13 protein-coding genes are annotated in these 14031 nt (G+C 73.1%); 3 read left to right on the forward strand and 10 right to left on the reverse strand.

Features of this window, described 5'->3' with window-relative positions; genetic code table 11:
• Positions 1–74: 74 nt before the first annotated feature.
• Both ABT352_RS19420 and ABT352_RS19425 read right to left on the reverse strand, forming a co-directional pair.
• The gene (locus tag ABT352_RS19420) at positions 75–1298 is read right to left on the reverse strand and encodes an NAD(P)/FAD-dependent oxidoreductase (protein WP_350946242.1); all 1224 of its coding nucleotides are present in this window, start codon (positions 1296–1298) and stop codon (positions 75–77) included.
• Positions 1299–1434: 136 nt separating this feature from the next.
• Entirely contained in the window at positions 1435–2070 is a 636-nt protein-coding gene (locus ABT352_RS19425; RefSeq protein WP_350946243.1) for a hypothetical protein, read from the reverse strand.
• A gap of 17 nt (positions 2071–2087) precedes the next feature.
• Between ABT352_RS19425 and ABT352_RS19430 the strand changes: the two genes are divergently transcribed.
• Positions 2088–2303: a hypothetical protein gene (locus ABT352_RS19430; protein ID WP_350946244.1), complete on the forward strand. Its 216-nt coding sequence runs from the start codon at positions 2088–2090 to the stop codon at positions 2301–2303.
• Between the two features lie 222 nt (positions 2304–2525).
• On the opposite strand, the gene ABT352_RS19435 is transcribed toward ABT352_RS19430, so the two are convergent.
• Genes ABT352_RS19435 through ABT352_RS19445 form a run of 3 tightly spaced genes read right to left on the reverse strand, consistent with a single transcriptional unit; the run spans position 2526 to position 5374 of the window.
• Positions 2526–3629 (reverse strand): Gfo/Idh/MocA family protein, encoded by a 1104-nt coding sequence (locus ABT352_RS19435; protein ID WP_350946245.1) that lies wholly within the window; start codon positions 3627–3629, stop codon positions 2526–2528.
• The gene (locus tag ABT352_RS19440; protein WP_350946246.1) at positions 3626–4375 is read right to left on the reverse strand and encodes a sugar phosphate isomerase/epimerase family protein; all 750 of its coding nucleotides are present in this window, start codon (positions 4373–4375) and stop codon (positions 3626–3628) included. Before ABT352_RS19440 ends, ABT352_RS19435 begins: the two co-directional genes overlap by 4 nt.
• Positions 4376–4432: 57 nt before the next feature.
• Positions 4433–5374, reverse strand: a complete 942-nt coding sequence (locus tag ABT352_RS19445; protein ID WP_350946247.1) for an ROK family protein — start codon at positions 5372–5374, stop codon at positions 4433–4435.
• 282 nt (positions 5375–5656) lie between these two features.
• Between ABT352_RS19445 and pgm the strand changes: the two genes are divergently transcribed.
• A complete protein-coding gene (gene pgm, locus ABT352_RS19450) occupies positions 5657–7294 on the forward strand; it encodes a phosphoglucomutase (alpha-D-glucose-1,6-bisphosphate-dependent) (RefSeq protein ID WP_350946248.1) in 1638 nt (545 codons plus the stop codon).
• An 88-nt stretch (positions 7295–7382) separates the two neighbouring features.
• Here the strand turns inward: pgm and ABT352_RS19455 are convergent, their stop codons facing one another.
• From ABT352_RS19455 to ABT352_RS19475, 5 genes are all read right to left on the reverse strand, one after another.
• Positions 7383–8258 (reverse strand): diacylglycerol/lipid kinase family protein, encoded by an 876-nt coding sequence (locus ABT352_RS19455; protein WP_350946249.1) that lies wholly within the window; start codon positions 8256–8258, stop codon positions 7383–7385.
• Positions 8259–8281: 23 nt separating this feature from the next.
• On the reverse strand, positions 8282–8830 hold the full coding sequence (locus tag ABT352_RS19460; RefSeq protein ID WP_350946250.1) for a hypothetical protein: 549 nt from the start codon (positions 8828–8830) through the stop codon (positions 8282–8284).
• A 175-nt stretch (positions 8831–9005) separates the two neighbouring features.
• Positions 9006–9560, reverse strand: coding sequence for an NADPH-dependent FMN reductase (locus tag ABT352_RS19465; RefSeq protein ID WP_350946251.1), 555 nt, complete (start codon positions 9558–9560; stop codon positions 9006–9008).
• Positions 9561–9937: 377 nt separating this feature from the next.
• The gene (locus tag ABT352_RS19470) at positions 9938–10630 is read right to left on the reverse strand and encodes a mycothiol-dependent nitroreductase Rv2466c family protein (protein ID WP_350946252.1); all 693 of its coding nucleotides are present in this window, start codon (positions 10628–10630) and stop codon (positions 9938–9940) included.
• Positions 10631–10875: 245 nt separating this feature from the next.
• Complete coding sequence (locus ABT352_RS19475) at positions 10876–12252, reverse strand: FAD/NAD(P)-binding protein (protein WP_350946253.1); 1377 nt, start codon at positions 12250–12252, stop codon at positions 10876–10878.
• A 273-nt stretch (positions 12253–12525) separates the two neighbouring features.
• Here ABT352_RS19475 and ABT352_RS19480 point away from each other — a divergent pair, with 273 nt between their 5' ends.
• On the forward strand, positions 12526–14031 hold the full coding sequence (locus tag ABT352_RS19480) for a glycoside hydrolase family 3 protein (RefSeq protein WP_350946254.1): 1506 nt from the start codon (positions 12526–12528) through the stop codon (positions 14029–14031).

Raw genomic sequence — 14031 nt, forward strand, 5'->3', positions numbered from 1 at the left:
GGACAGGCCCTCAGGCCCTCAGGCCGGGCGGGCCCCCTGGACCGGTCTGTCGGCCAGGAGACGACCTCCAAGGATCACCTCAGGTCGGCCAGGACGGCCTCGGCCGCCCTGCGCCCCGAGACCAGGGCCCCCTGCTGCGAGCCGGTGTCGCGGTGGTCTCCACAAACGTAGCGGCCCGGCGCGAAGCGCACCGGGCGCCGCAACGAGAACGGCGGCACCATCGCGGGCAGCGCCTCCTTGACGGCGTACGTCGCCAGATGGTCCCAGTTCGAGGTGTCCGTCCCGTAGATCTGTGAAAGCCGTGCCCTGACCCGGGGCTCGTCCGCGTCGGAGAGGACTCCCAGCACCGACGTGGAGACCAACGCCCGGCTCGGCGGCGCGTACGCGGGCGCGGCGTCGCTGATGACCAGGGTGTCGGTGATGTGGCCCTCCGCGTCGACGATCTGCGTGGGGTCGTCCATGGGCGAGCGGGAGGCCGCGTGGTAGAAGGTCGTCACCGAGCGCATCGCCGGAGTCTCCAGCCCCGGATAGAGTGCGGCCGCCATGGCGGGGTCGGTGGCCACCACCACCGCGCGGGCCTGGATCGTCTCGCCCCCGGCCGTCTCCACCCCCTCCTCGGTCACGGCGAGGACCGGGGTCTCCAGCGCGAGCGCCCCCGGAGGAAGGCGTCCGGCGAGCTGCCGGGTGATCTCTCCCATGCCGAGCGCGGGCACCCCGACCGTTCCCCGGGCGAAGGCGCGCCAGATGAGGTGGAAGAAACGGCTGGAGGTCTCCAGTTCCCGCTCCAGGACGACACCGGAAAGGAACGGGCGGATCAGTTTCTCGACCATCCTCGGTGAGACGCCCCAGTGCCGCAGTTCCTCGCGCGTGGTGCGTTCGCGCCCGTCGCGCAGCCGGCTCACCGGCAGCAGGAGGTCCCGTGCGGTCAGCGCCGCCAGGGCTGCCTTGTCTCGCGGAGAGCCCACGTCGGCGAGGAGCCCGCTGAGCGCCTGACCCGGGTGGCGCCAGGGCAGCATGAACCGCTCCCGCCGCCCTCCCTCGAAGGAGATCAGGCCGGACGGGATCGGGCGCAGGTCCAGGGCTCCGATGTCGAGGACCCGCGCGGCCTCCGGGTAGGCGGTGTTGAAGACCTGGAAGCCGCGGTCCAGCCGGAAGCCGTCCACGACGTCGGTGCGCACCCGCCCGCCCGCCTCGTCCGCCGCCTCGACGACGCGGACCTCCACTCCCGCCGAACGCAGCCGCAGGGCGCATGCCAGACCGGCGAGACCCGCACCGACGATCACCACCGTGTCCGGCATGACGCACCCCCTCACGTCGACGGCGGCACGAAACCTCAGGGAGTCCGTGGAACCCCTCGGGTGAGGGGATCCGCCGTCCTTGTCTTCGAGCGGCGGGCGCCGGGGGTTGCGCCCGCCGATCCGTTCGTCGTACGACCTACCCCAGCTTCACGGTGATCTCGCCTCCGAGCTGGAAACCTCCGGTCAGTTCCAGGTCGTCACCGCTCCAGAAACGGCCGGGGTCGTACCAGTTCGGCCGCCGCCCTCCGGGCAGCAGTCCCATGGCCTCGTACGTGACCGCGACGACCTCCGCGCAGTAGGCGCTCTCCAGGGCGCTCTCCTCGGTGCCCCGCTTGAGGATCCTGGGCACCCGCCCCTTCATCCAGCGGCCGGCGAGCCTGGCCGTCGAGGGGAAGGGCGTGCCGTCCAGCCGGGCGACGGTGCGCAGGACGGCGTCCTCCATCTCGGGGGGTGCCTGCGGCTCCAGCTGTCTCAGCCAGCCGCGCTGGCCGTATCTGGTGGCCCAGACCGTCACCGCCTCGCGCAGGTCGTGCAGCTGGACGCCGCGCTGGTGGGTTCCCGACCACAGGTCGGGCAGGGAGCGACCCAGTTCGGCGTGCCACATCAGGGGCGGCATGTCGTCGATGACGACCGACATGCCGACGTGGTTGACGGGGCTGTTCGTCATGGTCTGGATCGCTCGATCGGGCACCGTTCGACCGCGGAACAGCCACACGTCGCCGGTGCGGGTCAGGTTGACGGCCTCATCGAGGCTGATGCTCTTGCCGGACATTCCGATAGCGTAGGCACATGCGATGGTGGAAGATACTCGGTCTGGCGGGTGTGGCGGGCGTCGCGGCCACGGGAGTCGTGATCGCGCGGGCCGAGCGCCGCCGGCAGGCGTACACCCCGGAGGAGATCCGCGCCCGCCTTCGCGCCCGCCTGGAGGAGTCCTCCGGCGAGCTCTCCCGGGATTCCGCCGAGCCGGTTCCCAGGTCCGTCGGCCCCGCCGACCAGGCTCCCTGACTTCACGCCCTGTCCCGAGGCACCCTCCCCGCCGCCCGGGCCGGACACCCGGAGTCCGGCGGCGGCGCGCCTGAGTCGCTGCCGTGCCTCAGACGTCCGGCAGCGACTCAGGCCGCGCCGCGCGGGGGCGAGCCGTCGTCGCCGTCGCCCTCGGGGGCCGTTTCCCGGGCGAGTAGCGCGCGGGGGCGGGCCGCGAGACGGCCCGCCCCCGTCCTGCGACCGTCAGTCGAACCGGATCGCGGCCGGGTCCCACCCCTCGGGCAGCGGTGCGGGTACCGGGCAGGTGCTGCCGACCTCCACGAACTCGCCCCGCTCCGCGGACTCCGCGATGGCGATCATCGTGTCGAGGACGTGCAGGCCGAGCTCGCCGGTGGTCCGGTGCGGCCTTCCCTCACGGATGGCCTGGGCCATGTCGAGCACGCCCAGGCCGCGGCCGGCCTCGGTGCCCTTGATGGGAACCGGCGTCCACTCCTCGTCGGTGGCCCGGCGCAGCCGGACCTCACCGCCGAAGGTGTTGGGATCGGGCACCTCCATGGTCGCCTCGGTACCGGTGATCTCGACGAACCCGGTGCGTCCCAGCGGCGAGTCGAAGCTGAAGACGAGCGTGGCGGCCTGACCCGCGGCGAACTCCAGGAGCGTGGTCGTGTGGGTGGGCACCGCCACGGGAATACGCGTCCCCGCCTTGGGGCCGGAGCCGACGACCCGTTCGTCCCTCGCCCTGCGGCTGACCGCGGCGACCCGCGCCACCGGGCCGAAGAGGGTCACCAGGGTCGTCAGGTAGTAGGGACCCATGTCGAACAGCGGCCCGGCCCCGGGCTGGAAGAAGAACTCGGGGTTCGGGTGCCAGACCTCGGGACCCGGTGTCTGGAACAGGGTGAGGGCGGTGAGCGGGGTGCCGATGGCCCCCTCGGAGACGAGCCTGGCCGCGGTCTGCAGCCCCGCGCCCAGGAAGGTGTCGGGGGCGCTGCCCAGGAGCACCCCCGCCGCCGTGGCGGCCTCGACGAGCCGCGCGCCGGACTCCCTGTCCACGGTGAACGGCTTCTCGTTGTAGACGTGCCGCCCGGCCAGGACGGCGGCGAGCGCCACCTCGGCGTGCGCGGCCGGGATCGTGAGGTTGACCACCAGCTCCACGTCGGGGTGCGAGATCGCCTCCTGCGGGGAGGTCGCCACCGGTACGCCGTAGCGCGCGGCGACCTCCTCGGCACGGGCCAGGTCCAGGTCGGCGCACGCCACCACGCGCACGCCGGGGAAGGTGGTGAGGTTACCCAGGTACTGGTGGCTGATGTTGCCGCACCCGACGATCGCCACCCCGAGCGGGCCGGTCATGCGCTCACCCGCCCGGCGGCGACGAGACCGGTCAGGTAGGCGTGGCTGTCGTCCAGCGCCTGGAGCATGTCGGTGGCGCAGTGGTCGAGCTCCACGATCCGCACCGCGTCCGGCGCGGTGTTCAGCGCGTCCACGATGGGCACCTGGCCGGCGCCGACCGCGGTCATTGGGCCCTCCTGGGTGGCGGGGCCGTCCTTGACGTGCAGGTGGCTCACCCGCTCGCCCAGCCGGGTCAGCAGCCCCGAGGGGTCGACCCCGCCGGTCGCCGCCCAGTAGAGGTCGACCTCCAGCAGCACCGAGGGGTCCAGCAGCTCCGCCAGCACCTCCAGCGCGGGACGGCCGTCCACCCGCTGTTCCAGTTCCCACCAGTGATTGTGGTATCCGAGTCGCAGCCCGTGGTCGGCGGCCTCACGGGCCGCCTCGCCGATGTTCCTCGCCGCCAGCTCGACACCCTCCCTGTCGGCGAACCACTCGGCGGGGGCGGCGGGCACGATGACGGTCCGCGCGCCGACCGCGACGGCCCCGGCGAGCGAGGACGCGCGCCGCTCGTCGAGAAGCGGGGCGTGAACGCTGCACACCGAGAGCCCGGCCTCCTCCAGATCCTCGCGCAGACCTCCCGGATCGAGATGCGCGTCGAACGGCTCGACCGCGTCGTACCCCATGCCGGCGATGCGGCGCAGCACGGCGCGGCGATCGACGGCCGCCTGTTCGCGTACGGAGTACAGCTGGACGGCGAGTGAGCTCATCAGTTCTCCTTAGGCGTGGACACCTCCGCCTGCGGGCGAAGGAGAGAACGCGGCTTCCTACCCCGCGACGGGGAGGACCAGGGCCGCGGCGCCGTACAGGCCGGCGTCGCGTTCCAGGGAGGTCCGTTCGACGGTCAGGCGGCGCAGGAAGGCGAGGCCGGCCCGTTTGGCGACCGCCTGGCGCAGCGGGGCGAGCAGGGTCTCCCCCGCCCCGGACACGCCGCCCCCGATGACGACGTCGTCGATGTCGAAGAGCGCCGCCGTGGTGAGGATCGCCACGGCCAGCGCGTCGGCGGCCCGCTGGAAGGCCAGCTGGGCGGCGGGCACGCCGCGCGCGGCGTCGGCCGAGAGCGCGCGGGCGTCCGGGCGCGCACCGGGAGCGCTCCAGCCGTTCGCCAGCGCCCAGCGGACCATGCTCGGGCCGCTCGCGATCGTCTCCAGGCAACCGGTCGCCCCGCAGGGGCAGAGCTCTCCGTCGCGGTCCACGATGATGTGCCCGATGTGTCCGGCGTTTCCCGTAGGTCCTACGTACGGCGTCCCGTCGAGGACGAGGCCCCCGCCCACACCGGTGGACACCACGATGCCCAGCAGGGCGCGGGAGCGCGAGTGCCCGCCCCGCCACCACTCCCCCAGTGCCATGCACTGCGCGTCCCCCGCGAGGGCGACGGGGAGGCCGGGAAGGAGCTCGCTCACCGCGCCGACCAGGGGGAAGCCCCGCCAGGCGGGGATGTTGACCGGGCTGACCGTGCCGGCGACGGCGTCGAGGGGGCCCGCGGAGCCGATCCCGATCCCGGCCAGATCTCGGGTGTCATCGACGCCGACGGCGGTGTCTGCGGGGCGATCGTCCCGGGTACCACGGATGTCGTGGACGAGCGAGACCAGTGTCGCCTCGGGGTCCCGGCCGACCGGCACCTCCACCCTGCGTGTCACAGTCCCGTCGGGCCTGACCAGCGCCGCGGCGAACTTGGTGCCGCCGATGTCGATCGCGAGGGCGGTCACCGGCCGGCCCGCCCGGCATGCCGGGGCGCGACTGGAGGGCAGGTGACCATCGGTGCCACCGCGCGGCTGTGCAAGGGGATCCTCCGCTGATCGATGCCACAAAGGGTACTTTTCCCAAGTGACCGGGCAAACAGGCTGAAGGTACGACGGTAATGACAACGTTGTCAACGGTATACGGGGAGCACGGAGCCACCGGTTCACCCCAGGCCATCATGAGTTGTGCAGCCTTATCCGATTTAAGGGCAGATACGGTTAGCCCAGGTGTGATGTGAGGAGACTGCGATGACGCACGAACACGCGGGACAGCCCGCCAGGCCGTCCGATCTGGTCGACGTGGCCCGCCTGGTGACCTCTTACTACGCCCTGCATCCCGACCCGGGTGAGATCGGCCAGCGGGTGGCGTTCGGGACGTCGGGACACCGGGGCTCCTCGCTGAACGTCGCCTTCAACGAGGACCACATCCTCGCGACCAGCCAGGCCATCGTGGAGTACCGGGCCGCGCAGGGGGTCGACGGCCCGCTGTTCCTGGGCGCCGACAGCCACGCGCTGTCGGAACCGGCCACGGTGTCGGCGCTGGAGGTCTTCGCGGCCAACGGGGTGACGGTCATGATCGACAGCCGGGACGGCTACACCCCGACCCCCGCGGTCTCCCACGCGATCCTGGCCCACAACCGGGGACGTTCCTCGGCGCTTGCCGACGGCGTGGTGGTGACCCCCTCGCACAACCCGCCCGGCGACGGCGGCTTCAAGTACAACCCGCCGCACGGCGGCCCCGCCGACACCGACGCCACCTCCTGGATCCAGGACAGGGCCAACGCGCTGATCGCCGACGGGCTGAAGGAGGTCAGGCGGATCCCGTACACCCGGGCGCTGGCCGCCGACACGACCGGCCGGTACGACTTCCTCGGCCACTACGTGGACGACCTGCCCTCGGTGCTGGATCTCGACGCCGTCCGGGAGGGGGGGGTGCGCGTCGGCGCCGACCCGCTGGGCGGGGCGAGCGTCGCGTACTGGGGGGAGATCGCCGAGCGGCACCGGCTGGACCTGACGGTGATCAACCCGCTCACCGACCCGACGTGGCGGTTCATGACGCTGGACTGGGACGGCAAGATCCGGATGGACTGCTCGTCGCCGTACGCGATGGCCTCGCTCATCGCCAACCGTGACGCCTTCGACGTCTCCACGGGCAACGACGCCGACGCCGACCGGCACGGCATCGTCACGCCCGACGGGGGGCTGATGAACCCCAACCACTACCTCGCCGTGGCGATCTCCTACCTCTACTCCCACCGGCCGGGCTGGCCCGCCGGTGCCGGGGTCGGCAAGACGCTGGTGAGCAGCGGCATGATCGACCGGGTGGCCGCCGACCTGGACAGGCCGCTGATGGAGGTCCCCGTCGGGTTCAAGTGGTTCGTGCCCGGCCTGCTGGACGGCTCGCTGGGCTTCGGCGGCGAGGAGAGCGCCGGGGCGTCGTTCCTGCGGCGCGACGGCTCGGTGTGGACCACCGACAAGGACGGCATCATTCTGGCATTGCTCGCCTCGGAGATCATCGCGACCACGGGCCGTTCACCGAGCGAGCACTACGGCGACCTGGTGTCCAGGTTCGGCGACCCCGCCTACGCCCGCGTCGACGCCCCCGCGACCCGGGAGGAGAAGGCGGTGCTCGCCAGGCTCTCGGCCGAACAGGTCACCGCGGGCAGCCTCGCCGGCGAGGAGATCACCCAGGTGCTGACCTCGGCCCCCGGCAACGGCGCGGCCCTCGGCGGGCTCAAGGTCTCCACCGAGAACGCCTGGTTCGCCGCCCGCCCCTCGGGCACCGAGGACGTGTACAAGATCTACGCCGAGTCCTTCAAGGGCCCCGAGCACCTGAAGCGGGTGCAGCAGGAGGCGCGCGACCTGGTCTCGGCCTCCCTGGGCTGACGGCGACGGCGGCGGCATACGCCCGGCGGGCGCGTCCGGGGAGGGGCGCCCGGCGGGCGCCCCCCCCCGGACGAAAGCGGGCGCGGCCTCAGGTGAACATGCGCCAGGCGGCGGGCAGGACCGTCCAGCGGCGCCGGGTGATCCGGCCGGTCAGCTCGCCGTCGGCGTTCACCGGGACGGAGTCGCCCTCCACGGTCACCTCCCCGCCACGGGTGGTGATCACGTCGCGCAGGCCGGGATGGGTTCCCCTGCGCAGCCGGAGGGCGTAGGCGAGCCTGTCCAGCGGTCCGGTCGTCAGCGAGACGACGACGTCGGCCCTGCCGTCGTCGGGCCTGGCCCGGGGAGCCAGCGGGGTGCCGCCGCCGATGGTGAGGCCGTTGCCGATCCCCACCATGAGCACCCGGCGCCCGTCACCGACGGGGCGGCCGTCCACGGTGACGCGCAGCCGCCAGCCGGGGCTTCGCACACCGGCGAGCAGCGCTCCCGCCGCGTAGGCGAGCCGCCCGAGCACCGGCTTGAGCGGCGTCGCGTCCTCGGACGCCTCGGCGCCGATACCGAGGTGGACCATGTTGACGACGACCCCGTCCTCGTCGTCCACCAGCAGGTCGAGCGACTGCGGCCGGCCCGCGAGCACGACGCGGGCGGCGACCGGCGGGTCCAGCGGGACGCCCAGGCCGCGGGCGAAGTCGTTGCCCGTGCCCAGCGGGACAAGCCCCACCGTACGGGCCTCCAGCTCGCCGCGCCGGTGCAGGGCGGCGACCACCACGTGCAACGTGCCGTCGCCGCCCAGCACGACCACGTCCCTGCCCGGGCAGGAGTCGAGCATCTCGTCCAGGTCCTTCTTACCGGCGGGCGCCTCGATCACGTCGGCGCCACCGGCGCGCAGCGTTTCGAGTGCGGCGGTCCTGGCCTTCTCGTCGGCGCTCCCCGCGCTCTCGTTGTAGATCGCCAGCAGCTCGGCCATGTCGTTCCTCCACGTGGTCGTCCCTACGGCTCCTGCCCACCGGAGTCCCGATCACGCGGGTCCCGCCCCATCCGCCACCAGCGCAGGGACACCCACAGCCCGGTCGCGACACCGATCAGCACGGCCAGGACGTACACCGCGCGGATCGTCTCCGGTGAGGTGTAGCCGTTGCCCGCCACGAGGATCGCCATGAGCAGCGCGGACAGCAGTCCCACCCCCACACCCCCGGCGATCCCGAGCAGCCCCACCTTCAGAGCGCGTGACAGACGGCCGCCGGGAGGCCGGGGCACCGGCGTCATGACGGCCATGAGGCGGCCCACGACGAGGGCGGGATCGTCGTCGACCCCGCCGGCGACGAGCTGGACGGTCACCCCTCCGCGCTCGGGCTCGCTCAGGCAGATCCATTGGCGCTCGTCGAGGAAGACCGTGGCGCCTCCCGCACCGGGAACGGTCAGCCACAGGAACGGCGTGCCCTCGGGGAACGTCCTGACGCCGTGTCTGGCCGTCGGCGCGTGCACGTCGAGCGCCGCGCCGAGAGCCCGCAGCGCCACCTCCTGGCCGGATATCCCCACGGCTGCCTCCCTTCCTCGTCCCTGTGCGGCGCGCGACCGGGCGCTCGCCTTCCGGCGGGGCGCCCCGACCCGAGGGGCGCCCGGAGGATCGGAGCCGTACGGCGGACCTCGTACGGCGGATCCCGGGGGGCCGGGCCCCGCTCTCGGCGGGGCCCGGCGAGCGGTCAGGCGGATCTCACACGGTGGACCCGCGCAGAGAACCGGTCTCGGCGAGGGAAGGGGAGCAGATCTCGTCCAGCAGGTCGCGAAGCCGGGCCCGGTGGTCCTGGTCGGCGAGCCTGCCGTCGGCGTCGAACGGGGCGGGGGTCGTGGAGACGGCCAGTTCCGCGCCCCGCACCACCGCGCCCGCCGCGCCGAGCGCCCTGCGCAGCTGGATCTGCGTCCACATTCCCTCGTGGGCGCGCGGGCAGGCGGTCACCACACCCACCGGCTTGCCCATCAGGACCGCACCGCCCCGCGCGCAGACGATCCAGTCGAGCGTGTGTCCCAGCTGCGCCGGGAGCGCGCTGTGCGCCGGTGCGGTGATCAGCACACCGTCCGCGGCGGAGAGGCGGCGCCACAGATCGGCCACCGGCCGCGGGAGCCCGCTCTCCGCCAACGGCGGCACCTGCTCCAGGCCCCGCCAGATCTCGAAGTCCACCGTCGCGGGCAGTTCCCGTGCCGCCGCCTCCAGGAGCCTCCAGACGTACGCCCCCGGGCGAAGGCTTCCCGCGATCCCAACGATCCTCATTCCCGGCCCCATCCTGTCGCCGTACGGCGACGTCACGAGTGAGAGAGGTTCCGCCCTCGGTCACGCGGTCGAGGCCGCCGGCCGGGCTCCCCCTCGAACTCACCGACACAAACCGCTACTCGACCTCACCGTGACGCGAAGAGGGAGGTCCGATCGTGGTACGGGTCGAGCCGCCCCGCTCACGAACCCCGGAACGGCGATCACGCTTCCGTGAACCAGCACGGCGACGGCGGTGCCGGCGAACCTCACACTCCATCACACTCGGGGCCTGCCCTCAGTGCGGGGGGACGAACATGATCAAGCGTATCCTTCGCGAAAAAGCAGGTTATTTCTCTGTCAAGGGCGGCGAGGGCGCTGGAGGAAAGGCCGGTCCCGCGCTATGGAGCCCCCGGGTAGGTGCGGGGAGCCGCCCGGTCGGTGACCCGCTTGAGCTCGAAGAACGCCTCCTCGGTGGCGAGCACCTTGAACGCGTCCCAGAGCCGCCCGGCCCGCTCGCCGGTCGGGATCTCGCTGACGACGGGGCCGAACTGACCGGCGTGCCCGTTCACCGAGATGGTCGGGACGCCGATCAGCGCCTGGTTCCGCTCCCCCGCCGGCACCAGGGCGTGCGAGGCGTGGATCGCCTCGTCCCAGGTGTCGTCGCTCCGCGCCGCGAGCAGTTCGGGGGGCAGTCCGGCGTCGGCCAGCGCGGTGGCGATCACCGGCTCCAGCGACTCCATCGCGGCCCGCCAGCCCGCGAGACCGCCGTCGGGCGTCGTGTCGCGGGCGCGCCGGAACAGGCCGTCCTCGCCGTGGTAGCGGGTGCCGAGCGCGGTGTAGAGCTCGCCGACGGCGGCGTCCCCGGCCGCCGCGCGTGCCGCCGCGAACACCCGGATGGTGCCCCGGCCGAGCTCGACGATCTCGCGGTACTCCTGGGACATGTCCTGTTTCTCGTTGAGCACCGCCAGGCTCATCTCCCGCCAGTTGATCCTGATGGGACGCACCTCGCGCACCTCCAGAATCCAGCGGGAGGTGATCCAGGCCCAGGGGCAGCCGGGATCGAACCAGAAGTCGACCAGATCCTCACTCATCGGAATCCTCTTTTCCGTGGAAGTTCCTCACAGCATCGGACCTCAAGCACACTGAAGGTCAAGTTCGCCGACCGCACCGGAGCCGGGCACGAGCCGCGGCCACCGGCGTTCCCTGGGGCCGGACGCCGGGATCCCGCCCGTCCCGTGCCGCGCACGTGCCACCGATCTGCCCGGGGGTGAGCCCGCCGCAGCGGATCGGTCGTGGCCGCCGACTCGCCACGACGCGGCCCGCGCGGGGTAGGGGGCTAACCGGCCGACGCGGCGCGCCTGGCGGCGGGGGTGATCGCCGCCACCAGACGCGGTGCGAGGGCCGCCGCCTGGGCGCGGATCTCCGGGATCGCCGTCGTCTCGTACAGGCTTCCGCGCAGCAGGGGGCCGAGCGTGAAGATCCTGTCGTCCGCTTCTCCCGACGCGTCCAGGACCGCACCGCCGGGATCGGCGTCCAACCCGAGCCGCAGCCGGTCCGGCCGGACCACGCCGTCGGCGACGAGGCGGGCGAGGAGGGGGTCGCGGGCGATGTCGGTGCCGGGCCCGGTGGCGTTGACCAGCCAGCCGACGTCGAGTTCGCGGACGGCGCCGTCGGTGCTCACCTGGGCGCGCAGCCCGCGAGGGCCGGCGGTGGCCCGGAGCAGCCGGCCGCGGATCAGGTGAAGGCGGCCGCCGGCTCTGAGGTCGGCGATCCTGGCGGCCGTGGGGGGAGGGATCCGGTGGCGGTGAACCTCCCAGTGGCGGGCGGCCAGGCCCAGGAACCGCCGCTGGTCGTCCGGGGTGAGCCGGGCCCACAGTCTCTGGGCCTGTGGCCGCAGGCCGTCGACCACGCCGTACCAGTCGCCCCCGTTGTCCCGTACGGCCAGACGCACGGCGCGGAGCAGGTCGCCGATCCCCAGTGGCCCGTCCGGGATCGATGTCGGGACCGGTGGCGGCACGGGCCGGGGGTGCGGGCGCGGCAGCAGCGCGTGCCGCGACACCGCGTGGACCACGGTCTCCGGGTGCGCCCGGGTCACGCTGACCGCCACGTCCACCATCGTCAGCCCGGTCCCCAGCACGAGCACCGGCGCGCCGTCGCGGATCTCCGAGAGCGCGTCCGGCGCCCACGGGTCGGCGACGTAGCCGGGGATTTTCTCGTCCGCGATCGGCGGCCTGGCGGACTGCGCGCGGTTGCCCAGGGCGAGCACGACGGCCTCGGCGTCGATCCCGCCGCCGCCCGACAGGTGGACCCGCACCCCCCGGTCCCTGGTCAGGGCGCTCACCGTGCCCTTCACCCTGCGCACCACACGGACGGGCCACTGCTCCGCGTCGGCCAGCAGGTCGCGAAGGTAGCGCCCGTACGTCTGTCTGGGCAGGTAGTCGGATTCGGAGACGTCCAGCCCGTCGTCGAGGGCCCAGCGCAGGAAGTGGCCGGGGTCGTCGTCCAGCCCGCTCATCTTGTTCGCGCAGGCGTTGAGGAGGTGATGCGGATCGGTGGTCGAGTACGCCTGTCCCAGCGCGTGCCGCCCGTACCGGTCGATCAGCACGACCTCCAGCGGCATGTTCCGTGCCCGCGCCTCGCGGAGCAGGTGGACGGCCGCCAGCGTGCCGCTCGCGCCGCCGCCCACGACGGCGACCGATGGGTAACCTGACACGCGATCCAGCATAACCCACTATCCCTACAGGATATACGGGATAGCAAGAACACGGGCCGCCCCATTCGCGGTCTTGACGCTTTCGGCGGCGAGCACCCCCTCGGGGGCACCGCCCCCTCCCACCTCGACGGGAGGGGGGAGCGCGCACGGATGACAGAAAACTACTTTTGGGGCATTGAAAATGAAGGAAATCATCATTGATGGGTAACCTGCCTTGAGACACCTTCCTCCGCCCACCCGCCACACGACGCCTACCTCGATCAAGGTGACCGCATGCCCCATCGCAGCCCCGACCTGGCCCGGCTGGCCATGACCGTCCTCCAGCCCGGGTTCGACGGCACCGAGCCGCCCGGATGGCTGCTGCGCGCACTCGGCGAGGAGGGCCTCGGCGGGACCGTGTTGTTCGCCCGCAACCTCACCGGTCTCGGCCACACCGCCGATCTGGTCGCCCGGCTGCGCGCGGAGAACCCCGCCGCGGTGATCGCGGTGGACGAGGAGGGCGGGTCCGTCACCCGTCTGCAGGCCGCGCGGGGCAGCTCGTGGCCGGGCAACCGGGCACTGGGCGTGGGCGACGACGTCGAGGCGACCCGGCTCGTCGCCCAGGAGATCGGCCGCCTCCTCGCCTCCGCCGACATCACCCTCGACTACGCCCCGGTGGCGGACGTCAACGCCAACCCGGTCAACCCGGTGATCGGCGTCCGCTCCTTCGGCGCCGACGCGGAGCTGGTCTCCCGGCACACCGCGGCCTGGATCTCCGGGCTCCAGGGGACCGGGGTCGCCGCCTGCGCCAAGCACTTCCCCGGCCACGGCGACACCCACACCGACTCCCACCACGCCCTGCCGACCCTGCACGCCTCCGCGCGCCTCCTCGCCGAGCGCGATCTGCCCCCCTTCCGCACCGCGGTGGCCGCGGGGGTGCGGGCCGTCATGTGCGGGCACCTGCTGATCCCCGCCCTCGACCCGGAGAATCCCGCGACGCTGAGCCGGAGGATCGTCACCGGCCTGCTCCGCGAGGAGCTGGGATTCACCGGCATGATCGTCACCGACGCCATCGAGATGCGCGCCGTCGCGGCCCTCCATCCGCCGGGGGAGATCGCGGTCCGCGCCCTGGCGGCCGGGGCCGACGCGATCTGCGCGGGCATCTCCTCCCCCGGGGGCGAGAACGTCCACGAGTTGCGCGACGCCATCGTGGACGCCGTACGTGAGGGCAGGCTCGGCGAGGACCGGCTGGCCGAGGCCGCCTCCCGCGTCCTCGCCCTGTCCGGCTGGTACGCCTCGGACGCCGCCGCGCGGGCGCGGGCGGCGGGGATCGCCGCCAGGGACGCGGGGGACGAGGGGGAGGAACTCGGCCTGCGGACCGCTCGGTCGGCCATCCGCGTGACCTCCACGGCCGCTCCGGCCGTGCTCTCCGGACCGCCGTTGGTCGTCGACATCGCCCCCCGGCTGAGCGAGGCGGTCGAGCCGGGCACGCTCACCGGTCTCATCGGCGCCTTCGCCGAGGTGCTTCCCGGCACCGTCGGCCACGTCGTCACCGTGGAGGCGCCCGAGCTGCCCGACCTGGGTGACGAGAGCCGCCCGCTGGTGATGGTGGTGCACGACGCCGGGCGCCACCCCTGGGTCGGCGAGCTGCTGGCGCGGGCCGTCGCGCTGCGCCCCGACACCGTGGTGATCGAGACCGGGATGCCCGGCACCCCCACAGGGGCCGTGTACGTGACCACGAACGGCATCTCCCGGGCTTCGGCCCGCGCCGTGGCCCGCTGGTTGACCGGTGACCAATAG

This window comes from Streptosporangium sp. NPDC000563, from assembly GCF_040299985.1.
GTDB lineage: Bacteria > Actinomycetota > Actinomycetes > Streptosporangiales > Streptosporangiaceae > Streptosporangium.

Coding starts and splice junctions, on each gene's coding strand:
- ABT352_RS19420 (WP_350946242.1), bottom strand. CDS start 1,298: ATGCCGGACACGGTGGTGATCGTCGGTGCGGGTCTCGCCGGTCTGGCA.
- ABT352_RS19430 (WP_350946244.1), top strand. CDS start 2,088: ATGCGATGGTGGAAGATACTCGGTCTGGCGGGTGTGGCGGGCGTCGCG.
- pgm (WP_350946248.1), top strand. CDS start 5,657: ATGACGCACGAACACGCGGGACAGCCCGCCAGGCCGTCCGATCTGGTC.
- ABT352_RS19425 (WP_350946243.1), bottom strand. CDS start 2,070: ATGTCCGGCAAGAGCATCAGCCTCGATGAGGCCGTCAACCTGACCCGC.
- ABT352_RS19465 (WP_350946251.1), bottom strand. CDS start 9,560: ATGAGGATCGTTGGGATCGCGGGAAGCCTTCGCCCGGGGGCGTACGTC.
- ABT352_RS19455 (WP_350946249.1), bottom strand. CDS start 8,258: ATGGCCGAGCTGCTGGCGATCTACAACGAGAGCGCGGGGAGCGCCGAC.
- ABT352_RS19470 (WP_350946252.1), bottom strand. CDS start 10,630: ATGAGTGAGGATCTGGTCGACTTCTGGTTCGATCCCGGCTGCCCCTGG.
- ABT352_RS19480 (WP_350946254.1), top strand. CDS start 12,526: ATGCCCCATCGCAGCCCCGACCTGGCCCGGCTGGCCATGACCGTCCTC.
- ABT352_RS19440 (WP_350946246.1), bottom strand. CDS start 4,375: ATGAGCTCACTCGCCGTCCAGCTGTACTCCGTACGCGAACAGGCGGCC.
- ABT352_RS19435 (WP_350946245.1), bottom strand. CDS start 3,629: ATGACCGGCCCGCTCGGGGTGGCGATCGTCGGGTGCGGCAACATCAGC.